At 61.2% G+C, this 22,797-nt stretch carries 23 protein-coding genes; 15 read left to right on the forward strand and 8 right to left on the reverse strand.

Going from position 1 to position 22,797, the window contains the following annotated elements; all coding sequences use genetic code 11:
- Window positions 1-31 precede the first annotated feature (31 nt).
- Window positions 32-1,132, reverse strand: a complete 1,101-nt coding sequence (locus SOP97_RS10945; RefSeq protein ID WP_274088035.1) for a TRAP transporter substrate-binding protein — start codon at window positions 1,130-1,132, stop codon at window positions 32-34.
- A 196-nt stretch (window positions 1,133-1,328) separates the two neighbouring features.
- Between SOP97_RS10945 and SOP97_RS10950 the strand changes: the two genes are divergently transcribed.
- The 3 genes from SOP97_RS10950 (at window position 1,329) to SOP97_RS10960 (ending at window position 4,253) form a co-directional block, all read left to right on the forward strand.
- Complete coding sequence (locus SOP97_RS10950) at window positions 1,329-1,874, forward strand: TRAP transporter small permease subunit (protein ID WP_274088036.1); 546 nt, start codon at window positions 1,329-1,331, stop codon at window positions 1,872-1,874.
- Window positions 1,867-3,243 carry a TRAP transporter large permease gene (locus SOP97_RS10955; RefSeq protein ID WP_274088037.1) on the forward strand — a complete coding sequence of 459 codons (1,377 nt, stop codon included), beginning with the start codon at window positions 1,867-1,869 and terminating at the stop codon, window positions 3,241-3,243. Before SOP97_RS10950 ends, SOP97_RS10955 begins: the two co-directional genes overlap by 8 nt.
- Window positions 3,244-3,347: 104 nt before the next feature.
- Window positions 3,348-4,253: a D-hexose-6-phosphate mutarotase gene (locus tag SOP97_RS10960; protein WP_274088038.1), complete on the forward strand. Its 906-nt coding sequence runs from the start codon at window positions 3,348-3,350 to the stop codon at window positions 4,251-4,253.
- A gap of 38 nt (window positions 4,254-4,291) precedes the next feature.
- Here the strand turns inward: SOP97_RS10960 and SOP97_RS10965 are convergent, their stop codons facing one another.
- The 5 genes from SOP97_RS10965 to purE form a co-directional block, all read right to left on the reverse strand.
- Window positions 4,292-4,762 (reverse strand): FAD/FMN-containing dehydrogenase, encoded by a 471-nt coding sequence (locus SOP97_RS10965; RefSeq protein WP_274088039.1) that lies wholly within the window; start codon window positions 4,760-4,762, stop codon window positions 4,292-4,294.
- A gap of 16 nt (window positions 4,763-4,778) precedes the next feature.
- On the reverse strand, window positions 4,779-5,312 hold the full coding sequence (locus SOP97_RS10970) for a DUF3299 domain-containing protein (RefSeq protein ID WP_274088040.1): 534 nt from the start codon (window positions 5,310-5,312) through the stop codon (window positions 4,779-4,781).
- A 34-nt stretch (window positions 5,313-5,346) separates the two neighbouring features.
- Window positions 5,347-5,592: a GlsB/YeaQ/YmgE family stress response membrane protein gene (locus SOP97_RS10975; protein WP_274088041.1), complete on the reverse strand. Its 246-nt coding sequence runs from the start codon at window positions 5,590-5,592 to the stop codon at window positions 5,347-5,349.
- Window positions 5,593-5,706: 114 nt separating this feature from the next.
- Window positions 5,707-6,792 (reverse strand): 5-(carboxyamino)imidazole ribonucleotide synthase, encoded by a 1,086-nt coding sequence (locus SOP97_RS10980; RefSeq protein WP_274088042.1) that lies wholly within the window; start codon window positions 6,790-6,792, stop codon window positions 5,707-5,709.
- A gap of 3 nt (window positions 6,793-6,795) precedes the next feature.
- On the reverse strand, window positions 6,796-7,287 hold the full coding sequence (purE, locus tag SOP97_RS10985; RefSeq protein WP_274088043.1) for a 5-(carboxyamino)imidazole ribonucleotide mutase: 492 nt from the start codon (window positions 7,285-7,287) through the stop codon (window positions 6,796-6,798).
- Window positions 7,288-7,586: 299 nt separating this feature from the next.
- Here purE and SOP97_RS10990 point away from each other — a divergent pair, with 299 nt between their 5' ends.
- The 4 genes from SOP97_RS10990 to SOP97_RS11005 all read left to right on the forward strand — a co-directional run bounded on the left by SOP97_RS10990 (window position 7,587) and on the right by SOP97_RS11005 (window position 11,856).
- Window positions 7,587-8,381, forward strand: a complete 795-nt coding sequence (locus tag SOP97_RS10990; protein WP_274088044.1) for a hypothetical protein — start codon at window positions 7,587-7,589, stop codon at window positions 8,379-8,381.
- A gap of 96 nt (window positions 8,382-8,477) precedes the next feature.
- Complete coding sequence (locus SOP97_RS10995; RefSeq protein ID WP_274088045.1) at window positions 8,478-9,470, forward strand: AraC family transcriptional regulator; 993 nt, start codon at window positions 8,478-8,480, stop codon at window positions 9,468-9,470.
- Window positions 9,471-9,683: 213 nt separating this feature from the next.
- Window positions 9,684-10,712: a histone deacetylase family protein gene (locus SOP97_RS11000; RefSeq protein WP_274088046.1), complete on the forward strand. Its 1,029-nt coding sequence runs from the start codon at window positions 9,684-9,686 to the stop codon at window positions 10,710-10,712.
- A 31-nt stretch (window positions 10,713-10,743) separates the two neighbouring features.
- Window positions 10,744-11,856 carry a polyamine ABC transporter substrate-binding protein gene (locus SOP97_RS11005; RefSeq protein WP_274088047.1) on the forward strand — a complete coding sequence of 371 codons (1,113 nt, stop codon included), beginning with the start codon at window positions 10,744-10,746 and terminating at the stop codon, window positions 11,854-11,856.
- Window positions 11,857-11,911: 55 nt separating this feature from the next.
- Here the strand turns inward: SOP97_RS11005 and SOP97_RS11010 are convergent, their stop codons facing one another.
- Window positions 11,912-12,817 (reverse strand): LysR substrate-binding domain-containing protein, encoded by a 906-nt coding sequence (locus SOP97_RS11010; RefSeq protein WP_274088048.1) that lies wholly within the window; start codon window positions 12,815-12,817, stop codon window positions 11,912-11,914.
- Between the two features lie 249 nt (window positions 12,818-13,066).
- On the opposite strand from SOP97_RS11010, the gene aspA reads away from it, so the two are divergent.
- From aspA to SOP97_RS11035, 5 genes are all read left to right on the forward strand, one after another.
- Entirely contained in the window at window positions 13,067-14,491 is a 1,425-nt protein-coding gene (gene aspA, locus SOP97_RS11015; RefSeq protein WP_322949211.1) for an aspartate ammonia-lyase, read from the forward strand.
- A gap of 15 nt (window positions 14,492-14,506) precedes the next feature.
- The gene (locus tag SOP97_RS11020; protein WP_322949212.1) at window positions 14,507-14,674 is read left to right on the forward strand and encodes a hypothetical protein; all 168 of its coding nucleotides are present in this window, start codon (window positions 14,507-14,509) and stop codon (window positions 14,672-14,674) included.
- Window positions 14,675-14,822: 148 nt separating this feature from the next.
- Window positions 14,823-16,076, forward strand: coding sequence for a dicarboxylate/amino acid:cation symporter (locus SOP97_RS11025; protein WP_322949213.1), 1,254 nt, complete (start codon window positions 14,823-14,825; stop codon window positions 16,074-16,076).
- Window positions 16,077-16,245: 169 nt separating this feature from the next.
- Entirely contained in the window at window positions 16,246-17,655 is a 1,410-nt protein-coding gene (locus SOP97_RS11030) for a mechanosensitive ion channel family protein (protein WP_322949214.1), read from the forward strand.
- Between the two features lie 148 nt (window positions 17,656-17,803).
- Window positions 17,804-18,424, forward strand: a complete 621-nt coding sequence (locus SOP97_RS11035; RefSeq protein ID WP_322949215.1) for an FMN-binding negative transcriptional regulator — start codon at window positions 17,804-17,806, stop codon at window positions 18,422-18,424.
- A gap of 11 nt (window positions 18,425-18,435) precedes the next feature.
- On the opposite strand, the gene SOP97_RS11040 is transcribed toward SOP97_RS11035, so the two are convergent.
- Window positions 18,436-19,254 carry a helix-turn-helix domain-containing protein gene (locus SOP97_RS11040; protein WP_322949216.1) on the reverse strand — a complete coding sequence of 273 codons (819 nt, stop codon included), beginning with the start codon at window positions 19,252-19,254 and terminating at the stop codon, window positions 18,436-18,438.
- A gap of 152 nt (window positions 19,255-19,406) precedes the next feature.
- Between SOP97_RS11040 and SOP97_RS11045 the strand changes: the two genes are divergently transcribed.
- The 3 genes from SOP97_RS11045 to SOP97_RS11055 all read left to right on the forward strand — a co-directional run bounded on the left by SOP97_RS11045 (window position 19,407) and on the right by SOP97_RS11055 (window position 22,575).
- Complete coding sequence (locus tag SOP97_RS11045) at window positions 19,407-20,855, forward strand: alanine/glycine:cation symporter family protein (protein ID WP_322949217.1); 1,449 nt, start codon at window positions 19,407-19,409, stop codon at window positions 20,853-20,855.
- Between the two features lie 77 nt (window positions 20,856-20,932).
- Window positions 20,933-21,919 carry an asparaginase gene (locus SOP97_RS11050; RefSeq protein ID WP_411912051.1) on the forward strand — a complete coding sequence of 329 codons (987 nt, stop codon included), beginning with the start codon at window positions 20,933-20,935 and terminating at the stop codon, window positions 21,917-21,919.
- A gap of 200 nt (window positions 21,920-22,119) precedes the next feature.
- A complete protein-coding gene (locus tag SOP97_RS11055) occupies window positions 22,120-22,575 on the forward strand; it encodes a GNAT family N-acetyltransferase (RefSeq protein WP_322949218.1) in 456 nt (151 codons plus the stop codon).
- The last annotated feature ends 222 nt before the right edge of the window (window positions 22,576-22,797 follow it).

The following is a 22,797-nucleotide window of genomic DNA, read 5'->3' on the forward strand; positions in this document are numbered from 1 at the left end:
ATTAAGCCGGCGTTTTGCTGTGCGCTAAGAATCAGCCACGAATGTTGTAAATATCCTTCTCGTTCGACTCGGCGTAGTCGTAAAGACGCTGCAGATAAGCCTTCTGCTGCGCCCACACCTTGCTCGCCACTGGATCGGCTGCGGCGCTGGCGTCGACCACTTCGGCGGCGACCACTTTAAGTTTGGCCAACACTTCATCCGGCAGGCGGCGCACCTCTACGCCCTCACTCTTGAGCTGCTCCATGGCTTCCATGTTCTTGGCGTTGTAATCATCGAGCATGTCACCGTTCACATCGCGCGCAGCAGCACGGACGATGGCCTGCAAGTCAGCCGGCAGGGTTTCCCAGGCCTTGATGTTGATATCCAGCTCGAAGGTCACGTTCGGCTCTTGCCAGCCCGGGGTGTAGTAGTACTTGGCGGCTTTGTGCAGGCCCAGCGCCTGGTCGTTGTAGGGGCCAATCCACTCGGTGGCATCAATCGCACCGGTTTGCAGCGCAGTGAAGATTTCACCCGCCGGCATGTTAACTACGGTGCCGCCCATCTTGGTCAACACTTCGCCGCCCAGCCCTGGGGTGCGCATCTTCAGGCCATTGAAGTCGTCAACGCCGTTGATTTCCTTATTGAACCAACCAGCGGTCTGCACGCCTGTCGCACCACAAGCCATCGGCAGCACACCGAAAGGCTTGTAGGTTTCTTCCCACAACTGCATACCACCGCCCTTGTGCAGCCAGGCGTTCATTTCCTGGGCATTCGGGCCAAATGGCAGGGCGCAGAAAAACTGTGCGGCCGGGACTTTGCCCTTCCAATAATAAGGTGCACCGTGACCCATCTCGGCCGTACCGCGACTGACCGCATCGAACACTTCCAGCGCCGGCACCAGCTCACCCGCGGCATACACCTTGACCTTCAAGCGGCCATTACTCATTTCATTGACCAGCGTGGCGAAACGCTCGGCACCCACACCCACGCCAGGGAAATTCTTCGGCCAGGACGTGACCATTTTCCAGTTAAACGTTTCAGTGTCAGCGCCTGCCTGGGGCTTACCAGCAGTTTCAGCTTCTTGCTTGCAGCCAGCCAGGGCGGTGGCTGCGAGGCCTACGCCTGCTGCTGCGAGAATTTGACGACGTTTCATGCAATGCTCCTTTATTGTTGTATTGGTTTGACCACAGGATCACTGCGGACCCACCACGCTTGACTAAAATAGGCCTAAGAACCTCTCAAGCCTAGCGGATACGACTAAAGTTGCAGGGCCATTGCCGCACATACCCGGGCCTGCCTAAAATCGCCGCCCCGCCTGCTTAAACAGCTCATAACCATAAGGACTTATGATGTCCGACAAACCGCCTCTGCTGCTCGGCCTTGCTCGTCTGATCGATTCACTCAATGCCAATTTAGGTAAAGCCTGCGCCTGGCTGACCCTGTTTTTGGTACTCGGCACCGCCATCGTGGTGGTGTTGCGTTACGGTTTTGGCATCGGTGCAACCGCACTGCAAGAAGCCGTGCTGTATGCCCACGCCTTGGTCTTTATGGGCGCCGCCGCCTGGGTGTTGCAGCGCAACGGCCATGTGCGTGTCGATATCTTCTATCAAAACTTCAGCCCACGCCGTAAAGCCCTGGTCGATAGCCTCGGCACGCTGTTATTTCTGCTGCCGGTCTGCCTGTTTCTGGGCTGGGCCAGCTGGGATTACGTCAGCAATTCGTGGGCGACCTTAGAAGGCTCCAGCGAATCTGGCGGCCTGAAATTCGTCTATTTGCAGAAGAGCATCATCTTGCTCCTCATCATCAGCCTGGTCTTGCAAGGCATTTCAGATTTGATCAAATTCGCCAATATCCTCCTCGGCCGCCTACCTACCGAGGAGCTGACCCATGGCTGAATTAATGGCAATTCTGCTGTTTATCAGCATCTGCGCAGCCTTGATGGCGGGCTACCCGGTAGCCTTCACCCTCGGCGGCGTCTCGCTGCTGTTTGCCGGCATCGGCATCCTCATCGGCGCCTTCGATGGCAGCTACCTGAGCGCGCTGCCCAACCGGCTGTTCGGCATCATGAACAACCAGACGATGCTGGCGGTGCCGCTGTTCGTGTTTATGGGCGTGATGCTGGAGAAGTCCAGGGTCGCCGAAGACCTGCTGGAGTCCATGTCGCGGCTATTCGGCACCTTGCGCGGCGGCCTGGCCATTTCCGTCTGCGTGGTAGGCGCCCTGCTCGCCGCCAGTACCGGCATTGTCGGCGCCACCGTAGTAACCATGGGCCTGCTGGCCCTGCCAACCATGCTGCGGCGCGGTTATGACCCGGCGATTGCCACCGGCACCCTGGCGGCTACCGGCACATTAGGGCAGATCATTCCACCGTCTATCGTGCTGGTACTGCTGGGTGATGTGATGTCCAGCGCCTACTCCCAAGCCCAGCTGAAGATGGGTATTTTCTCGCCGAAGACCGTCTCGGTGGGCGACCTGTTTGTCGGTGCGCTGCTGCCCGGCTTGCTGCTGGTGGGGCTGTATATTGTGTACATCATCGGTGTCGCGATCTTCCAGCCGAAAAAGCTGCCCGCCTTGCCGCAGGAGGAGCTGGGGCCGATTGAGTGGGGCAAGCTGATCAACGCATTGGTACCGCCACTGCTGCTGATCGGTGCGGTACTCGGCTCGATCCTCGCCGGTTACGCCACCCCGACCGAAGCCGCCGCTCTGGGCGCATTGGGCGCAATGGTGCTGGCGTTCTGCAAGGGCAAGCTGAACTTCGGCCAACTGCGTGAAGTGGCCTCTGGCACCACGGAAATCAGCGCCATGGTCTTTATGATCCTGATTGGTGCGTCGCTGTTTTCTCTGGTGTTCCGCGGCTTCGGCGGCGAGGCGATGATCGAAGATGTATTCGCCCAATTACCCGGCGGCGTGCTCGGCGCGTTCTTCCTGGTGATGGTGGTGATCTTCCTGCTCGGCTTTATCCTCGACTTTATCGAGATCACCTTTGTGGTGGTGCCGATTGTCGGCCCGGTATTGCTGGCCATGGGCCTGGACCCAGTCTGGCTGGGCGTGATGATCGCGCTGAACCTGCAGACCTCCTTCCTTACCCCACCGTTCGGCTTCGCGCTGTTCTACCTGCGTGGCGTCACCCCGGCCTCCGTACCAACCAGCACCATCTATAAGGGTGTGCTGCCATTTATCCTGATCCAGATCTTTCTGCTCGTGCTCGCCTACCAGTTCCCAGGGTTGATCACCTGGCTGCCAGAGCAGGTCTACGGTAAGTAATCTATGCGCCACCACAAAACGCCCGTCGCTGACGGGCGTTTTGCTTTCTGCGCGCAAGCTGGGCTCCAATAGCCGTCTTTATTTCTTCTAATGCGAGTATGCCAATGGCCAGGTCCCACGTTGAACGCCTCGAACTGGATGAGCTGACCGGCTGGCGCGCGCGCTACGCGGGTACCGAACTACTGATCAGCCAGCAAGGCGCGCAGATCCTCAGCTACCAGGAGGATGATCAACCACCGCTGATCTGGCTCAGTGAGCGAGCCGCTTATAAGCGCGGCCAGGGCGTACGCGGCGGCGTGCCCGTTTGCTGGCCATGGTTTGGCAGCCTGCAACGCAATCCACAAGCCGTACAGAGCATGCACTGCCAACCTGCACACGCACCCGCCCACGGCCTGGTACGAGGCCTCGACTGGCAGCTACAGGGGATTGATAGCGACGATAACGGCATCTGCCTCGACTTTGTCTTCAACACTGCAGATCAGCCGCTGACTGACTGGCCCCACGCAGCTGAACTGCACCTGCGTATTCGCCTGGATGGCCGCCTGCACCTCGAACTCACTAGCCGCAACCTGAGCGACACACCGCTGGCCATCAGCCAGGCGCTGCACAGCTATTTTGCCGTCAGCGATATTCGTCAGGTCAGCGTCGAGGGCCTGCACGGCTGCCGCTACATTGAAACCCTGGAAGACTGGCAGACTCGCCAGCAAGAAGGGCCACTGCAGTTCAACGGCGAAACCGACCGCATCTACCTGGACACACCCGCATCACTGAGCATCCTCGACCCCGCCTGGCAGCGGCGCATCCAACTGCATAGCCACGGCTCGCAATCTGCGGTGCTGTGGAACCCCTGGATCGACAAGGCACAACGCCTCTCACAATTTTCCGCCGATGCCTGGCAAAGCATGCTGTGCATCGAACACGCCAATGTCATGGACGACATCCGCCTACTGGCCGCAGGCGCACAGCATCAGCTCAACGTCAGTATCTGGGCTGAACCACTGCAGCGCTAAAGCAATCGCCTACATGACACGCCAAAGGCCACCCGCGCTTACTGCGGCGCTACAGCTTCAAGCGCCTGCGTCAACTCGCTGGCATCGGTAAAGCTGCGCTGCCCCTGCAGCTTGCCGTCTCGCAGGTCGAGCCACAGCACGCTGGTGGCGTCTACCGGGTAACGCGGGGTGATGCGGGCGTCGCGGTCGAGGAGGATGCGGTAGTTGTAGTCGCGCATTTTGGGGAGGGCGAACAAGGTGGCTATCACCTTGGGCATGCGGCTGATATCGGCGAGAAAAACCGCGTGGCGCTGTTCCAGGTAGCCCTTGGGCTTGTCTTGCAGGGCGGCGTCGACCAGTTTGGCGGCGTCCATGCTTTGGGCCACCAGCAGCACCTGCAGTTGATTGTCGAGGGTGTAGGCCTGGTCGTGCTGGTCCAATAGGGTCCAGGGCGCTAGGCGCTCACCGGTTTCAAGGGCCAGGGCGCTGGCGGAGATCAGACACAACAGCAGTAGGCAGGCAGCTTTCATGGATGAAACTCCAGGCTTATAGGTCGTCATCGGTGACCACTCTGACTGCATCCGCCTGCATGGCATACGCGGCGTCCGCCAGTTCATTGTTGACCTGTTCGACCTTCAGCGTGCCGCTGACCCACAGCGGTGCGTAGATGTCGTCCAACTCAATGCCTTGGGGGTAGCGAACGAGTACCAGCTGGTTCGGGGGGGGTGGCGGGACGTGGATGCAAGCGCCGGGATAGGGCACCAGAAAGAACAACGTACTGCGGCCTTCTCGGTCGGTTTCCAGCGGCACGGGGTAGCCGCCAAGGCGCAGCGTTTTGCCATTCAGGGCGGCGACGGTGCTGGTCGAGTACATCACCACCGGTAGGTTGTTATCTTGCTGTTTGAGACCGCCGGGGTTATAGAACGCGCTGTCTTGCTCGGCGCCCTGATGGTCGATCTCCGGCATGGCTTCCAGTGCCGCCCGATCTTGCGGCGGCATCAGCTCCAGCCAATCGGTTTCCGGCAGCTCGGCACAGGCCAAGGTGCTGACAAGCAGCAAGGGTAACAACAGATAACGCATCGATGGGCTCACAGGGCGGCGGAGTGAAAGGGCATCAGCCCTTTTTGACTGCGCCGTAGATTACCAGCAACACCACTGCACCGATCACCGCGCCGATAAAGCCGGCAGACTCACCGACTTTGTATACCCCCAACGCCTGGCCGCCATAGGTCGCAGCGATTGAGCCGCAGACACCCAGCAGGATGGTCATGATCCAGCCCATGCTGTCGTTGCCAGGTTTGATAAAGCGCGCGATCAAGCCGACGATCAGGCCGATAAAGATAATGCCGAGAATGCTCATGGCGCTGTACTCCACGTCTGTTGCAGGGATGCCAATAATGGCGTTAGGCAATCAGACGTAAATCATCCGCCAAGGTTCCATCTGACGCCGCCGCACTGGCGGCGCCAGACGGACTCAGCCCTTGGTGATCAACGCCTCGACAGCAGCAATTTGCTTGTCCAGGGTGGCGCGATCCGCGCAGCGCAGGGTGGCGTGGCCAACCTTGCGCCCGGCCTTGAAGGCCTTGCCGTAGTGGTGCAAGCGGCAGCCATCGATGGCGATAACCTGCTCAACCGGCGGTACGCTGCCGAGGAAGTTGAGCATCGCACTCTCGCCAACCTTGGCGGTCGAGCCCAGCGGCAGGCCGGCGACGGCGCGCAGGTGGTTCTCGAACTGGCTGCACTCGGCGCCTTCGATGGTCCAATGCCCGGAGTTGTGTACGCGCGGGGCGATTTCGTTGGCTTTCAGGCCACCATCGACTTCAAAGAACTCGAACGCCAGCACACCAACGTAGTCGAGCTTGCTCAGCACGCGGCCGACGTAATCTTCTGCCAGCGCCTGCAACGGGTGATCGGTGCTGGCGATCGACAAGGCCAGCACGCCGCTGTCGTGGCGGTTGTGCACCAACGGGTAGAAGCGCGTTTCACCATCGCGGGCACGCACGGCGACCAGCGACACTTCACCGGTGAAGGGGACGAAACCTTCAAGAATGCACGGCACGCTGCCCAGTTCGGCAAAGGCGCCGGTGACGTCCTCAGGCTTACGCAGAACCTTCTGGCCCTTGCCGTCGTAACCCAGGGTGCGGGTCTTCATCACCGCTGGTAAACCGATAGCCGCGACAGCAGCATCCAGGTCGGCTTGCGACTGGATATCGGCGAAGTCCGGGGTGGGAATGCCCAGGTCCTTGAACATGGACTTTTCAAACCAGCGATCGCGGGCGATGCGCAAGGCTTCGGCGCTCGGGTAGACCGGGACGAACTGGGAGAGGAAGGCCACGGTTTCGGCCGGAACGCTCTCGAACTCGAAGGTCACCAGGTCGACTTCGTCAGCCAGCTGGCGCAGATGATCCTGATCGCCATAATCGGCGCGGATATGCTCACCCAACGCTTGCGCGCAGGCGTCCGGCGCGGGGTCGAGGAAGGCGAAGTTCATCCCTAGTGGGGTACCTGCCAGCGCCATCATACGGCCCAGTTGGCCGCCACCGATTATGCCGATCTTCATGGGTTAGGCCTCACGCGGGTCCGGGTTGTCCAATACGGTTTCGGTCTGATCCTGACGGAACTGCTTGAGCGCCGCGTGGAACTGCGGGTGCTGGTGACCGAGAATGCTCGCCGCGAGCAGCGCAGCGTTCACCGCACCGGCCTTGCCGATAGCGAGAGTGGCAACCGGAATACCGGCTGGCATCTGCACGATCGACAGCAGCGAGTCGACACCCGAGAGCACAGCGCTTTGCACTGGCACACCGAGTACCGGCAGGTGGGTCTTGGCCGCACACATGCCCGGCAGGTGCGCCGCGCCGCCGGCACCGGCGATGATCACCTGAATGCCACGCTCGTCTGCTTGCTCGGCATACTGGAACAGCAGGTCCGGGGTGCGGTGGGCGGAAACCACCTTCACTTCGTACGGAATGCCTAGCTTATCCAGCATCTCGGCGGTGTGGCTAAGGGTGGACCAATCGGACTTGGAGCCCATGATCACGCCAACCAGTGCGCTCATCGTCGTGCCTCTTCTCAAAATGCGCCCGCAGGCGCGGCAAAAACCAACAAGCCACGCGGGAAAACCGGCGTGGCTTGTGTGCGAATTCCGGCCGGTGCGACCGGCCAAAGGCCGCGCAGTATACCGTAAAGCCCCAGCAGGCGCGCACCCCTGCCAACCGTTTGTCGAAGCACACGCCGAGCCCCATCACAGGGCACCAAACCAGCCGTTTGCAGGCAGCACGAGCAGACTCCGCGCACAAATCGACAGCACGACTCTGGCTATACTGGGCGCCCTTTTCATCCAACAAGGACGCCACCATGACAAGGCTGTCACTGCTACTCAGCGCATCACTGCTCACCCTCAACGCCAGCGCGCTGGAACTGGCCAAGTACCCGCAGGCCTTCGATGCCGGCAACGGTATCAGCGTCATCGTGGCACCCAGCAGCGACAACACGCAGGCCCTGGTTCAGGTCAGCGGCATCAATCACCCCCTCGATGAAGTGGTCATCCTCACCACCCTCAAGGACCGCGGTAACGATGACCGCGACTACAGCACCACCCTCAATGGCAGCGCTTACAACATGCTGGTCAAACGCCAAGACTGGGGTGGCGAGCGCGTCAAACTCTACCTGCCGAATACCGACGGTTTCGAGCTGGGCTTCGATGCAGACAAGAGCAAGACAGCCAAGCCGGCCAGCCTATTGGCGCTCTATGAGCAGCAGAAAAAACAAGGCGTTCAGGAGCAGCTGAGCCGCTTTGACCGTGAACAACGCGTGGCCGACTTCACCGCGCAATTGCAACAGATCGATCAGCACGCCTCAAAAACCTGCGGCACGACGCTGCACACCCAGGTTGACTGGCAGGCGCTTGATGACGAGAAACTCAAACGCCTCAGCGTGCCGAGCTTCTGCGGTGAAGTCGTGCGGCAGATCGCGTACCTGTGCGAAGACAATGCTGATTACAAAACCCAAGCCAAACAGCTGAGCAGCGTGCAGTGCAGCTTTGCTGACGCGTTAAAGTTGCGCGAGAAGGATGCAAACCTGGTGTTTACCACCCATGAAAAAGCCCCCAACCAGGGCGATTTTATCAACGCGTTCCTGCGCAACCGCTAGGCCTTCCCCGGCAGTGGCCTGCCCCACGGGCCACTGCCAGTCCACGGCATAATTCTTGCGTCGTTCTGAGCATTCTGAACCGCTACGGTCGTACTGATGTTGCATGCCCACCTGACCACCCTGCATGTGGTCTCACAAATTCTCGAGATCTTTGCCGAGCAACCCGAGCTAACCGAGCAACTGCTGGCTAGCAGCGCCATTGCAGCCAGTGATCTGGCGTGCGCCGATACACGCATCACCCGCACCCAGGAGTTGCAAGTCTGTGCCAATGCCCTGCACCTGCGCAGTGATCTGGGCCTGGAGCTGGGCCGGCGCATGCATGTATCAGCCTACGGCATGGTCGGTTACGCCGCCCTGTCGAGTGCCACCTTTGGTGACGCCTGGCGACTTATGCTGCAGTACCCAGCACTGCTCGGCACCTACTTCAAGCTGGACTTGTGCATCGAAGGCGAACTGGCCTGGGTCTGCGCCAGCGATTACCAGCACAGCCCTGAGCTGGAGATGTTCAACCTGGAGATGTGCCTGGCCTCGCTCAAACTGATCAGTGATGACCTACTCGGCCAGCCGCTGCAGCTGAGTGCCGCGCAGTTTTGCTACAGCGAGCCGCATTACAGCGACCGTTACCCGCACAGTTTCGCCTGCCCCCTGCAGTTCAATGCCGCGCGCAACGCGTTCGCCTTCCCCGCGCATCTGCTACAGCAGCCTTTGCCATTGGCCGACGCGGTCACTCACCGGGAAATGCTCAGCCGTTGCCGCAAGCAGAATACCGAGTTCACCACCCGCCAGGCCTGGCTCGGGCGCATCCGCCAATTGCTGGCGGAACAAGTCACAGCACCGCCCGGCTTAGAACAGCTGTCGCAGCAGATGCATTGCTCGCCGCGCACTCTGCGCCGGCACCTGCAGGCGCAAGGCACGCACTATCAGGAACTGCTTGATGAGCTGCGCTTCGAGCGGGCAAAAACCTTGTTAAGCGAGGAAGACTGGCCAATCTGCCGCATCGCCGAACACCTCGGTTTCAGCGAAACCGCCAGCTTCCGCCATGCCTTCCAGCGCTGGAGCGGTGTGCCACCAAGCCGTTTCCGCGCCTGACTCTGAGCCGCGCAGTGATAGGGATTTGTGGGAGGGGCTTTAGCCGCAACAACCACGATCAAACAGCTCGCCGCTAAAGTGCCTCCCACGAAATGCCAAGGCGGCCGCGTAACTTGGCCACTTCGATCCCCTTTTGGCCGTTGTCAGCGTTTTTTCACAACCCACGAGCGGCGAACAATGGTGACTAGAACAACAAGCCTGGGAGCCACCTGCATGCTGACCTTTTACAGCGACGACCATCACCTGCACCACGGCAGCTGCGAGCTGATCGATGGCCAGCTGATGCCCTGTTTCGAGAAGCCACAACGCGCCGACCATATCCTGCAGCGGGTTGAGGCTCGCCAGCTTGGCGAGGTGCACCCACCGCAGGATTTCGGCCGTGCGCCAATTGAGCGTATTCACAGCGCCGCTTATCTGGACTTCTTTCAGGGTGCCTGGAGCCGCTGGCAGGCACAGAACGGCACGGGCGACCTCCTGCCCTTTACCTGGCCAGCCCGCACCCTGCGCGCGGTCATCCCCAAGGACCTGCACGGCCAGCTGGGTTATTACAGCTTCGACGGTGGCGCGCCGATTACCGCTGGTACCTGGCAGGCCGCCTACAGCGCCGCACAAGTAGCACTCAGTGCCCAGCAAACCATCGCAAACGGCGCACACAGCGCCTTCGCCCTGTGCCGGCCGCCGGGCCACCACGCCGCCGGCGAGCTGATGGGCGGTTACTGCTACCTGAACAATGCCGCCATCGCCGCCCAGGCCTTTATCGACCAGGGCAAACAACGCGTGGCTATCCTCGATGTCGACTACCACCACGGCAACGGCACCCAGGACATCTTCTATACCCGCAATGACGTGCTGTTCGCCTCGATCCACGGCGACCCGGCCGAGGAGTTCCCGTTCTTCCTCGGCTATGCCGATGAGTGCGGCGAAGGCGCCGGTGAAGGCTGCAACTTCAACTACCCGCTGGCCATGGGCAGCCCTTGGGCAGTGTGGAGCGCGGCGCTGGATGAGGCCTGCCAACGCATCGCCGAATTTGATGCCGAGGTGATTGTGGTGTCGCTGGGCGTGGACACCTTCAAGGACGACCCGATTTCCCAGTTCAAACTCGACAGTCCGGACTACCTGGCCATGGGCAAGCGCATCGCCGCCCTTGGCAAGCCGACCCTGTTTGTCATGGAAGGCGGCTATGCCGTCGAAGCCATCGGCGTGAATGCAGTGAATGTTCTGGAAGGTTTCGAGGGCGCGTAAGCCCTCTTTTAATTGCTCAAGGTGAAGAACGATGAAAACAATCAAACACCTACTCGCCACCGCCATCTGCGGTGCAACGCTATTGGCCAGCGCCGCGCAGGCCGAAACCGCAACGCCGCAACGTGAACTGCGCGTATACAACTGGGCTGACTACATGCTGCCCTCGGTGCCCAAGGACTTTGCCGCCAACACCGGCATCAAACTGACCTGGGACATCTTCGACACCAACGAAGGTCTGGAAGCCAAGCTGCTGACCGGCAACTCGGGGTACGACCTGGTGGTGCCGACCAACACATTCCTTGAGAACGAAATCAAAGCCGGGGTATTCCAGAAGCTGGACAAGAGCAAGCTGCCGAATTGGCAGAACCTCGACCCCGGCCTGCTCGAACTGATGACCGCCAACGACCCCGGTAACCAGTACGCCGTACCCTATATGTACGGCACCGTGCTGATCGGCTTCAACGTAGACAAAGTCAAAGAAGCGCTGGGCGCCGATGCACCGGTTAACAGCTGGGACCTGATCTTCAAGGAAGAGAACATCAGCAAGCTCAAGCAGTGCGGCGTGGCCATGCTCGACTCGCCCGGCGACATTCTGCCGATTGCCCTGCACTACCTGGGCCTGGACCCGAATAGCACAAACCCGGATGACTACAAAAAAGCCACCGAGCTGATGCTGAAAATTCGCCCCAACATCGCCTACTTCCACTCCGCCAAGTACATGACCGATATCGCCAACGGCAACATCTGCGTGGCCATCGGTTACTCAGGCAGCTTCTACCAGTTCGCCAACCGCGCCAAAGAGGCTGGCAACGGCGTGGTGGTCGACTGGCGCTTGCCGAAAGAAGGCGCACCGTTGTGGTACGACTCCTTCGCCATTCCGAAAAGCGCGCAGAACGTTGCCGAGGCCCACGAGTTCCTCAACAACCTGCTTGACCCCAAAGTCGTCGCGCCGATCAGCGATTTCCTCGGCTACCCCAACCCGAACAAAGCCGCCATGCCATTGGTGGGCGCAGAAATCCGCGACAACCCTGGCCTGACGCCAACCGCCGCCGCACAAAAGACCCTTTACGTACTGCAGCCGCTGCCGCAAAAGGTTGAGCGCGTACGCACCCGCGCCTGGAACACCATTAAGTCCGGCACCTGAGGTCATCACGGCGCAGCGGCTAATCGGCTGCGCCGACGATCTTCAACACACGGCGTTAACCACCGACCTCGCCGGTTTCCAGCTTGCGCCAGAGCAGGCGTACCGACGCCTTGCGCACCAAGGCGCAGCGGTACAGGCGGATTTCCAGCGGCACCTGCCACTGCTCATTACCGCACACCACCAGCTCACCACGGGCCAGCTCGCCACTGACCGACAAGCGCGGCACCCACGCCACGCCCATGCCCTGCAAGGCCATGCTTTTCAGGCTGTCGGCCATTGCCGTTTCATACACGGTGGTGGAACGCAGCGCGCGCTGACGCAGCAACAGATTCACCGAGCGACCGAGAAACGCGCCGGCACTGTAGGCCAGCAGCGGCACGCTCTGACCATTGTCGAGGTCGAACAGCGGCGTACCGTCTTCGCTCACCGCACACACCGGCAGCATTTCCGTACGGCCCAGGTGCAGTGAGGGGAAAATCTCCGGGTCCATTTGCAGGGCTGCGTCCGGGTCGTAAAAGGCCAGAATCAAATCGCAGGCGCCGTCACGCAGCGCATGCACCGCTTCGCCGACGTTGGTGGCGACCAAGCGGGTGTTCAGCGGCAGCCCTTCCCGCCGCAGGCGGGCGATCCACTGGGGGAAAAAGCCCAGGGTCAGCGAGTGCGCGGCGGCAATCTGCATCACCTCACCCTGCTGGCCTTCGAGGTTGTGCAGATGGCGCACCACCTCACCCAGCTGCTCGACGATGCTGCGCGCCGTCACCAGAAACAGCTGACCGGACTCAGTCAACTCGATCGGCGTGCAGCTGCGGTCCACCAGGGTCAACCCGAGCATGCTCTCCAGGCTACGAATCCGCCGACTAAAGGCCGGCTGGGTGACGAAGCGCTTTTGCGCCGCCTGGGAAAAGCTGCGGGTGGCCGCCAGGGTGACAAAATCTTCCAGCCATTTACTTTCTAGATTCATCGCTCATTCCGCCATCCAGATTTAATCGCGTAAACGCTTGCTAATTCAGGGGATTTTCTCGATAACCGCTGCGCGGCCTCAGGTATCTAGTTTTAGGCTGCTCATGCGCCGAGCACGCCTAAGAGTCACACCTACATTATGCCGATTATGCATGACCCAGCGATTAACAGCATTGGCCAGCATCAGGCTACAGCCCCTAACCTACGGGGCATCGCGGCCTATACCGCACATCCAGAGATAGTAACCATCATGTCCGCTGCTGCATCAACCCGCCTTGAAAAAGACCTGCTCGGCACCCTCGACGTTCCCGCTGAGGCCTATTACGGCATTCAGACCCTGCGCGCCGTGCAGAACTTCCGCCTGTCCGGCGTGACGCTGTCGCACTACCCGAAACTGGTGATTGCGCTGGCCATGGTCAAGCAGGCAGCAGCCGACGCCAACCGCGAGCTGGGCCACCTGTCTGCCGCCAAGCACACGGCCATTAGCACCGCTTGCGCACGCATCATTCAGGGCGAGTTCCACGATCAGTTCGTGGTCGACATGATTCAAGGCGGCGCCGGCACCTCGACCAACATGAATGCCAACGAGGTGATCGCCAACATCGCCCTGGAAGCCATGGGTTTCGAGAAAGGTGACTACAAGCAGCTGCACCCGAACAACGACGTGAACATGGCGCAGTCGACCAACGACGCCTATCCCACTGCCATTCGTCTCGGCCTGTTGCTCGGCCACGAAAGCCTGCTGACCGCACTGGATAAGCTGATCCAGTCGCTGTCGAAAAAGCACCTGGAGTTCAACCACGTGTTGAAGATGGGTCGCACCCAGCTGCAAGACGCCGTGCCGATGACCCTCGGCCAGGAATTCCGCGCCTTCGCCACCACCCTCGGCGAAGACCTGCAGCACCTCAAGCTGCTGGCGCCAACCCTGCTCACCGAAGTCAACCTGGGTGGCACCGCGATTGGCACCGGCATTAACGCCGACCCGCAGTACCAGCTGCTGGCCGTTAAGCGCTTGGCGATCATCAGCGGCCAGCCGCTGACCCCGGCCGCTGACCTGATTGAAGCCACCTCGGACATGGGCGCGTTCGTGCTGTTCTCCGGCATGCTCAAGCGCACCGCGGTGAAAATGTCGAAGATGTGCAACGACCTGCGCCTGCTCTCCAGCGGCCCACGCACCGGGATCAACGAGATCAACTTGCCGGCGCGCCAGCCAGGCAGCTCGATCATGCCCGGCAAGGTCAACCCGGTGATCCCGGAAGCGGTCAACCAAGTCGCGTTTGAAGTGATCGGCAACGACCTGGCGCTGACCATGGCGGCCGAAGGGGGCCAGCTGCAGCTCAACGTGATGGAGCCGCTGATCGCCTACAAGATCTTCGACTCGATCCGCCTGCTGACCCGCGCCATGGATATGCTGCGTGAGCTGTGCATCGACGGTATCACGGCCAACGAAGCGCGCTGCCGCGAACTGATGGAAAACTCCATCGGCCTAATCACCGCACTCAACCCCTACATCGGCTACGAAAACGCCACGCGCATCGCCAAGGTGGCGCTGGAAAGTGGTCGCAGCGTGCTGGAGTTGGTGCGTGAAGAGAAGCTGCTGGGCGACGCCGAACTGGCCGACATCCTGCGCCCGGAAAACATGATTGCCCCACGTCTCGTCCCGCTAAAGCCTTGAGCCAGGAGCATCGTCATGCATCAGCAACCTGCACCCATCGGCTTTCTCGCTATTCATCCGCCGCGCCGCCTGTGGCCTAGCGTGCCGGTGTTCTATAGCCAAAACCTGCCCGGCACAACGCAACAGTCGCCACAGCCAGCAAAACCTGTGACCATTGCACCACAGGTATCGCTAACCACCTGACACACAGAGCACCACAACGCGCCGCATCCGTAAGGATGCGGCGCGTTTTTTTGGCCATAGATCAGGCCTTTACGCCCCAGCCAGCCGGACGGCATCGCTCAAGGCCGTAGCAGACGGCCCCACAACAACGACAATCCGGGTAACCACCATGAGTCAGAGCACCACCTTCTCCCTAGGCTTCCTAGGGCGCATGCCGCTGTGGCAACAAATCCTTATCGGCCTCGGCCTTGGCGTGCTCACCGGCGTGCTGTTCAAGAGCAACGCCCTGCTGCTCGCGCCGATTGGTACGCTGTTCCTCAACGCAATCAAGATGCTCATCGTGCCGCTGGTATTCGTCTCCCTGGTGGCCGGTATTACCGCCATGAGCGACAGCGCCAAGCTCGGCCGCATCAGCGTTAAAACCATCGGCATCTACCTGCTCACCACCGCCTTTGCGGTGAGCATCGGCCTGCTCTTCGGCGCCCTGTTCAGCCCCGGCGAAGGCATGAACATGGTCGCCAGCGGCGTTCAGGAAGCCAAGCAGGCCCCCTCGCTGGTACAGATTCTGGTCGGCCTGGTACCCACCAATCCGGTCGCCGCCTTTGCCGAAGGCAATATCCTGCAGATCATTGTGTTCGCCATTGCCCTGGGCGTGAGCATGAACCTGATTGGCGAAAAGGCGGCGCCGACCGTCAAGCTATTCAACAGCCTGGCCGAGGTGTTCTACAAGCTCACCGACCTGGTGATGCGCTGTGCGCCCATTGGCGTGTTCGCGCTGATCGCCGGCGTGGTGGCCTCCCATGGCATCGAAGTGTTGCTGCCGTTGGCCGAGGTAATCGGGGTCATTTATCTGGCCAGCATCGCCCACATGCTGCTGGTCTATGGCGGCCTGCTGGCATTGCTCGCGCGCCTCAGCCCGCTGCGCTTTTTCAAGGGCGTGGCGCCCGCGCTGGCCGTGGCCTTCAGCACCTCCAGCAGCGCTGGCACTCTGCCGGTATCGATTGAATGCGCGCGTAAAAACCTTGGTGTATCGCAAGGTGTAGCGGGCTTCGTGCTGCCGGTAGGCGCCACCATCAATATGGATGGCACGGCCATCTACCAAGGTGTGCTGGCCCTGTTTATTGCCCAGGCCTTCGGGGTTGAGCTGAATGGCGCGCAGTACCTGATGATTATCCTCACCGCCACCCTGGCGTCGGTGGGCACTGCCGGTGTACCGGGCGCCGGGCTGATCATGCTCGGTTTGGTGCTGACCTCGGTCGGCCTGCCGCTGGAAGGCGTAGCGCTGATCGCTGGCATTGATCGCATCCTCGACATGGCGCGCACCACGGTTAACGTCGCCGGCGACCTGATGACCACCACCCTGGTCGGCCGCAGCGAGAACGAGCTGGATCAGACCATCTATAACAGCGACAACCCGCAGTAAAGCGACCAACGCTGCCCTCCACAACGCCCCGTGAGCCTCGTGTTCACGGGGCGTTGTGCTATTGGCTTGCCGCCGCCACCTCGACCCACCGCGCACGGGGTCAGTCAGCGTTTGGCGCATCCGTGTAGGCTAGTGTTTTTACTGTCGCCTTATTTCGGAGCCGCCTGCGATGACGTTCTCAACCCAGCCCTCGCGCAATATGCTGCTGGCATTAGCACTGCTGACTGTTTTATTGCCGGGCCACGCTGCCTGGGCGCAAAGCGAAAACGCGAGCCTTTCCGAGCCCGTCGCCACGGCGGCTATCGAAGCAGAGGCGACGCAGAGCGATGAGACGATTCAGGCGCGCATCGAGAATATTTTTGCCGAACTGGAGCCGCTGCGCGGCGTCACTGTGTATGTCGGTGGCGGCGTGGTCATTCTGCGGGGCGAGGTGGCTAATGAAATGGCGGCGCAGCAAGCCCAGCGCTTGGCAGGCCGGCTCGCCGGGGTGGTCACGGTAACCGACGAGATGAACAGAACCCTGGCCGTGGCCGACAACGTGCGGCCGGTGATTGAGCGCCTACGCACGCAAAGCGTGAATTTTATAAAAGCATTGCCGCTGATTGGCCTGGCGCTACTGGTTTTAACCGCCTTTGTCCTGCTGGGCAACTTCATCGCCGGCCGGCAGTTTTTATGGCGGAAAATAGCGCCCAATCCCTTTCTCGCTGACCTGATGGCCCAGGCCACGCGCGTGGTCATCCTGTTACTGGGGATTATCCTCGCGCTGAATTTATTGGGCGCTGCAGCGGTTATCACCACCATTCTCGGCGGCGCCGGCGTCATCGGCCTGGCAATCGGTTTTGCCGTGCGCGATACGGTGGAGAATTACATCTCCAGCGTGATGCTCAGCCTGCGCCAGCCTTTCCGCGCCAAGGATCACGTGATCATCAATGACATCGAGGGCATCGTCGTGCGCCTGACCTCGCGCGCCACGATTTTAATGACCCTCGACGGCAACCATATGCGCATCCCCAATGCGGCGGTGTTCAAGGGCATCATCCTCAATTACTCGACCAACCCGGAACGGCGCTTTGAGTTCGAACTCGGCGTGGATGCCGACGATGACCCGGTGGCCGCGATGCAGGCGGGCCTGGACGCCGTCAGCAGCCTCGACTTTATCCTGCAAGAGCCCGAGCCCGACGCGCTGATCAACACGGTGGGCGACTCCAACATCGTGCTGACCTTCTACGCCTGGATCGATCAACGCCAAACCAATTTTGCCAAAGCCCGTAGCCTGGCCATTCGCGCTGCCATGCGTGCGCTGCAAGCACAGGGCTTCACCTTGCCGGAGCCGATCTATCGGTTGCGCTTCGATCCCGAGGTCAACACCGCGCTGTTTAGCGCGCTGGATGCCAAGCCTGCCGGCAGCCCGCCGGTTGCAAGCCGTTCAGCCAAAGAAGAGCGCCCGGCAAGCCGCGCTGAGCAAGCGGATGGCGTGCTGGATGTCTCGCCAGACAAACACCTGGAGCAGAAAGTGGACGCGGAAATCCAATCCGACCCAGGCAATGACCTGCTCGATAAAGATGTGCCGCATGAATAAAAGCGCCCTTGGCTAGCGACCTGCGTCAGAGCTGACGGCGGCCAAGCCAAGGCGCGACGCAGACTGTGCTGGTCAAAGTCGCCGCAACTGGCGCTTATCCGGCCCAGCACTGCGCGCTAGGATGGGGCCTCGCCGCCGGAGTCACGCCATGTACACGCCACCCGCGTTCCGCCAAAACGACCTCGCCCTGCTGCATCAGCAGATCAACGCCTGTCCACTGGCAACGCTGGTAAACCAGGGCGCAAATGGCCTACAGGCCAGCCACCTGCCGCTCCTGCTGGCCGCCGACGAGGGCGAATTCGGCACCCTCTACGGCCACTTTGCCCGGGCCAACCCACACTGGCGTGAGCTGCTGCAAGGCGAAACACTAGCCATCTTCCAGGGGCCACAGGCCTACATCAGCCCCGCGTGGTATCCGAGCAAGGCCGAACACGGCAAAGCCGTGCCCACCTGGAACTACATCGCCGTGCACGCGCGTGGTCAGGCGCAGCTGATTGAAGACAGCGAGGGGCTGCTGCAGTTAGTCAGCCGTCTCAGTGCTCAGCATGAGGCCGGGCGCGAGCAGCCCTGGGCGGTCAGTGATGCGCCCACGGACTATATCGACACGATGCTGCGCGCCATTGTCGGCTTCGCCCTGCCGATCCAACGCCTTGAGGGCCAATGGAAGCTCAGCCAGAACCGCACGGCCGTTGATCGCGAGGGCGTGCATAAAGGCCTCAGTGGCAGCCCTGTCGCCGCAGACCAAGCCCTGGCGGCACGCTTGAGCTGAGCGGCTGCGCCTTACTCGATCTCGAACAGGCCGTTACGGATCTGCGCACCACTCAAGCGCTGCCGAATATCAGCGTCGATGCGCGGATCATCCGGGCTGTAGAGCATCACCTGGCGGTAGGCGTTGACTCGGTTGATGTCATTGCCGAGAAACTCCCAGACCACCCGCGTGCAGGCCGGGGTGCGTAAGTCGCCGCTGGAGACCCCGGTTTTCAGGCCGTTGAGGCGGCTGATGCGGCTCTTGAAACTGGGGATCAGGATGGTCTGGCTCATCTCGTTGCCGGTCAGCGACTCGTAGTCGATCAGAAACAGCCGATCCTGCAGATAGAAGGCCGCGCCCAAGTAGCGGCAGCGCACCCAATCCTCGGCCTTGCCATTGTCGGCGCGCGACGGTTCCTGACGCTCCTGACGCTCAAACAGGTAGCTGCCGCGCTCCTCGCGCAGGTGCACCAGCGACAGCAGAATCTGCCCCGGCACCGACATGCAGTTGGCGTATTCAAAGTAGTAGCCGCAGTAACGCGACAGGCTGCTTGAATGCGCGCCGAGGGGCTGGAACAACTCCAGCAACGGATCGGTGACCACCCGCGTTTCCTGACTGCCGCTGCGCGCGCCGATCAGGTCGGCAAACTGCTCACTCGGCAAGCTCAGCTCGTAGCCCTCAACCCCGAAAAAATCACAAATGCGCTTGAGGTTGTAGGCCGTCGGACGACTCTGCCCGCTGAGGTATTTGTTGAACTGGGCACGGTTAATAGCCAGCTTGCGGCACACCTCGGCAATCGACCGGTAATGGCTGCACAACAGCTTGAGATTGAGCCCTAGATGGTCGGACATGGTGGATTTTCCGGTGATGCGAGCGACGCGATTCTAGCATCAACTCGCGTCATCTCGCCGCCACCTGCGAAATTGCATGACGAACGCGCCTGCTGAACTATTCCGTCCCTAGCAATTTCCCCTCACACAACAACAAGAGAGACTGCCCTGCCATGCTCGATATTCTCAACGACCTGATCTGGAGCAAGCTCCTGATCGTAATGCTGATCGGCCTGGGTCTGTACTTCACCATCGCCTCGCGTTTCGTCCAGTTTCGTTACTTTGGCAGCATGTTCCGCATCTTCGCCGAAGCCTTCCAGCGCCAGCCCGGCCAGCTCAGCTCGTTCCAGGCCCTGATGCTTTCAGTCGCTGGCCGCGTGGGTGCCGGCAACATCGCCGGGGTCTCGGTGGCGATCATGCTCGGCGGCCCGGGCGCAATCTTCTGGATGTGGGTCGTAGCCCTGGTCGGCATGGCCACCAGCTACTTCGAATGCTCCATCGCGCAGCTGTACAAGCGCCGCGAAGACGACGGCACCTACCGCGGTGGCCCGGCCTTCTACATCCAGCACGGCCTCGGCCAGCGCTGGTTGGGCATTGTGGTGTCGATCCTGCTGCTGGTGACCTTCGGCTTCGGCTTCAACGCGGTGCAGTCCTACACCGTCGCCAGCTCGATGCATGACACCTTTGGCATGCCGACTTATGTCAGCGGCCTGATCCTCACTGTGGTCATAGGCCTGATCATCTTCGGCGGCATCAAGCGCATCGCCAAATTCGCCGACGTGCTGGTGCCCGTAATGGCCTTCTCGTACATCGCCATGGCGGTATTCGTGATTGGCAGCAACGTTGAGGCGATCCCCGCAACGCTGCAACTGATCTTCAACAGCGCCTTCGGCCTGGAGCCGGCGTTTGCCGGTGGTATTGGCGCGGCGATCATCATGGGCGTGAAGCGCGGCCTGTTCTCCAACGAAGCCGGCTTGGGCAGTGCGCCGAACGTCGCCGCCGTGGCCGAGGTCAAGCACCCAGTTGCACAGGGCATCGTGCAGTCGCTCAGCGTGTTTATCGACACCATCATCCTGTGCAGCTGCACCGCGCTGATCATCCTGCTGTCGGGCGTCTATCAGCCAGGCATGGACATCGCCGGTGTCGTCCTGACCCAGACGGCCGTAGCCAGCGTGGTCGGCGAATGGGGCCGGATTTTCGTCACCGTCGCCCTGCTGCTGTTCGTCTTCACCACCCTGATCTACAACTACTACCTCGGCGAGAACGCCCTGGGCTTCTTCAGCAAGAAGCGCACGCCGGTGCTGGTCTACCGCGTACTGGTCATCGCTCTGGTACTGTGGGGCTCGGTACAGGATTTGGGCACCGTATTCGCCTTTGCGGATGTCACCATGGGTCTGCTGGCCATTTGCAACCTGGTGGCCCTGGCGCTGCTGTTCAAGGTCGGCCTGCGCCTGATGCGCGACTACGACAGCCAGATCAAGGCAGGCGTGGAGTCGCCGGTACTGGACGCGGAAAACTTCGCCGACCTGGACCTCGACCCAGCCGTTTGGGCGGCTAACGCGCACACCGCGACGGCGCCGGCCAAACAAGCCGAAATCGGCAACAGCGTGCACCAGCGCTAACACGCTGCGCAGGCTGTGAAAAACAGGGGGCTTAGCCCCCTGTTTTCTTATAAGAACAATGAAAACGGAGACCCCTGATGGGCTGTAAAAAACTCCTGGCGCTGTACACCGGCGGCACCATCGGCATGCAGATGAGCGCCGATGGCCTGGCCCCCGCGTCCGGCTTCGAAGCGCGCTTGCGCAGCCAGCAAGCGCTGGAAGCCCAACCGCTGCCGCAATGGTCGTTTGCCGAGCTGTTGCCGCCCATCGACAGCGCCAATATGAACCAGCACAACTGGCTGGCGATGGTCGCGGCGATTCGCGCCGGCATCGAGCAAGACGGTTGCGACGGCGTATTGCTGCTGCACGGCACCGACACCCTGGCCTACAGCGCCGCCGCCCTGAGCTTTCTCCTGCTCGGTCTGCCGGTTCCGGTGATGCTCAGCGGTTCGATGCTGCCGGCCGGCGCCGAAGGCAGCGATGCCTGGGGCAACCTGTTCGGCGCCATGCGCGCACTGCAAGCCGGCGTCACGCCGGGCGTGCACCTGTATTTCAATGGCGCGCTGCTGCATGGCGCGCGGGTCAGCAAGCTGCGCAGCGACGCCTTCGACGCCTTCCACGTGCTGCCGCGCCAACGCCAGAGCGCCCGCGCCGAAAGCATCCCGGCCAGCATCGACTATCACCAGCCGCGTCAGCCGGTCAACCTGGCCGTACTGCCGTTTTACCCCGGCATCCAGGCCAGCCATGTACGCGCCCTGCTCGACAGCGGCGTACAAGGTTTGCTGCTGGAATGCTACGGCAGCGGCACCGGGCCGGCGGATGATGCCGAGCTGCTCGGTGTGCTCAAGGCTGCACATGCGCGCGGCGTGGTACTCGCGGCCATCAGCCAATGCCCCCACGGCCATGTCGAATTCGGCGTGTATGCCGCCGGCAGTCAACTGGCCAGTGCGGGGCTGATCTCTGCGGGCGGTATGACCCGCGAAGCCGCACTGGGTAAACTGTTCGCCCTGCTCGGCGCGGGCCTGAGTCAAGCCGAAGTGGAACACTGGTTTGCCCTGGATGTCTGTGGTGAACGCGCCGATTGAAGCTTGGGCCCTTGCAGCTAGGCTGCAAGAACCTGTTTATGATCTCGCGAGCTAGAGCCATACAAGACAAAAACTGGCGAGGAAGCGGAGTGTACGAGCTGTACATGAGCATTCCGAGCCGGTTTTTAACGCAGTAGAGCCGACGCGCAGCAGATCGTAAATAGGTTCTAAGGGCTTTACCCCATCGAGGAGCCAATGCCATGCCGATTCGCATTCCCGTCGAAATCCGCCCGATCAGCGCCGCTGATCAGGCCGCCTGGCTGCCGCTGTGGCAGGGCTATCAACGTTTCTACATGACCGAGATTAACGCAGCGACCACCGACATCACCTGGCAGCGCTTTCTCGACCCGGCCGAGCCGATGCATGCCGCGCTGGCCTGGCACGAGGGCAAAGCCATTGGCCTGGTGCACTGGATCTACCACCGCTCGACCTGGACGGTTGGCGACTATTGCTACCTGCAGGACCTGTTTATCGCCAAGGATGTGCGCAGCAGCGGCACCGGTCGCAAGCTGATCGAGCACGTCTACCAGCAGGCTAAGGCCGCAGGCTGCTCACGCACCTACTGGCTGACTCATGAGAGCAATAGCCGCGCCATGCTGCTGTATGAACGCATCGCCGAGCGCTCGGGGTTTATCCAATACCGAAAACTGTTCTGAGAATCTGCTTACGGTCTGCTGCGCGTCGGCCCTACTGCGTTAAAAACCGGCTGGTGCGCCAGCCCGGTCGGAAGCCGCTTGCGGCTAACGCGCTTTAGCGCGGCCCGTAGGGCGAGTGAAACGAGTAATGCTCATGTACAGCTCGTACACTCCGCTTCCTTGCCGCTTTGACCAGCCAAAGGCTGTTACTAACGTAGCGCCTTGCATGGCTCTAGCTCGCAA

It is taken from the genome of Pseudomonas spirodelae, assembly GCF_034653255.1.
GTDB lineage: Bacteria > Pseudomonadota > Gammaproteobacteria > Pseudomonadales > Pseudomonadaceae > Aquipseudomonas > Aquipseudomonas spirodelae.

Excerpts from the sequence above, each read along its gene's own strand:
- SOP97_RS11010 (WP_274088048.1), bottom strand. The coding sequence starts at position 12,817 with ATGAATCTAGAAAGTAAATGGCTGGAAGATTTTGTCACCCTGGCGGCC.
- purE (WP_274088043.1), bottom strand. The coding sequence starts at position 7,287 with ATGAGCGCACTGGTTGGCGTGATCATGGGCTCCAAGTCCGATTGGTCC.
- SOP97_RS10945 (WP_274088035.1), bottom strand. The coding sequence starts at position 1,132 with ATGAAACGTCGTCAAATTCTCGCAGCAGCAGGCGTAGGCCTCGCAGCC.
- SOP97_RS11035 (WP_322949215.1), top strand. The coding sequence starts at position 17,804 with ATGTACACGCCACCCGCGTTCCGCCAAAACGACCTCGCCCTGCTGCAT.
- SOP97_RS10970 (WP_274088040.1), bottom strand. The coding sequence starts at position 5,312 with ATGCGTTATCTGTTGTTACCCTTGCTGCTTGTCAGCACCTTGGCCTGT.
- SOP97_RS11045 (WP_322949217.1), top strand. The coding sequence starts at position 19,407 with ATGCTCGATATTCTCAACGACCTGATCTGGAGCAAGCTCCTGATCGTA.
- SOP97_RS11030 (WP_322949214.1), top strand. The coding sequence starts at position 16,246 with ATGACGTTCTCAACCCAGCCCTCGCGCAATATGCTGCTGGCATTAGCA.
- SOP97_RS10990 (WP_274088044.1), top strand. The coding sequence starts at position 7,587 with ATGACAAGGCTGTCACTGCTACTCAGCGCATCACTGCTCACCCTCAAC.
- SOP97_RS11050 (WP_411912051.1), top strand. The coding sequence starts at position 20,933 with ATGGGCTGTAAAAAACTCCTGGCGCTGTACACCGGCGGCACCATCGGC.
- SOP97_RS10995 (WP_274088045.1), top strand. The coding sequence starts at position 8,478 with ATGTTGCATGCCCACCTGACCACCCTGCATGTGGTCTCACAAATTCTC.
- SOP97_RS11005 (WP_274088047.1), top strand. The coding sequence starts at position 10,744 with ATGAAAACAATCAAACACCTACTCGCCACCGCCATCTGCGGTGCAACG.
- SOP97_RS11000 (WP_274088046.1), top strand. The coding sequence starts at position 9,684 with ATGCTGACCTTTTACAGCGACGACCATCACCTGCACCACGGCAGCTGC.
- SOP97_RS10980 (WP_274088042.1), bottom strand. The coding sequence starts at position 6,792 with ATGAAGATCGGCATAATCGGTGGCGGCCAACTGGGCCGTATGATGGCG.
- SOP97_RS10965 (WP_274088039.1), bottom strand. The coding sequence starts at position 4,762 with ATGAAAGCTGCCTGCCTACTGCTGTTGTGTCTGATCTCCGCCAGCGCC.
- aspA (WP_322949211.1), top strand. The coding sequence starts at position 13,067 with ATGTCCGCTGCTGCATCAACCCGCCTTGAAAAAGACCTGCTCGGCACC.
- SOP97_RS10950 (WP_274088036.1), top strand. The coding sequence starts at position 1,329 with ATGTCCGACAAACCGCCTCTGCTGCTCGGCCTTGCTCGTCTGATCGAT.
- SOP97_RS10960 (WP_274088038.1), top strand. The coding sequence starts at position 3,348 with ATGGCCAGGTCCCACGTTGAACGCCTCGAACTGGATGAGCTGACCGGC.
- SOP97_RS11040 (WP_322949216.1), bottom strand. The coding sequence starts at position 19,254 with ATGTCCGACCATCTAGGGCTCAATCTCAAGCTGTTGTGCAGCCATTAC.
- SOP97_RS10975 (WP_274088041.1), bottom strand. The coding sequence starts at position 5,592 with ATGAGCATTCTCGGCATTATCTTTATCGGCCTGATCGTCGGCTTGATC.
- SOP97_RS11020 (WP_322949212.1), top strand. The coding sequence starts at position 14,507 with ATGCATCAGCAACCTGCACCCATCGGCTTTCTCGCTATTCATCCGCCG.
- SOP97_RS10955 (WP_274088037.1), top strand. The coding sequence starts at position 1,867 with ATGGCTGAATTAATGGCAATTCTGCTGTTTATCAGCATCTGCGCAGCC.
- SOP97_RS11055 (WP_322949218.1), top strand. The coding sequence starts at position 22,120 with ATGCCGATTCGCATTCCCGTCGAAATCCGCCCGATCAGCGCCGCTGAT.
- SOP97_RS11025 (WP_322949213.1), top strand. The coding sequence starts at position 14,823 with ATGAGTCAGAGCACCACCTTCTCCCTAGGCTTCCTAGGGCGCATGCCG.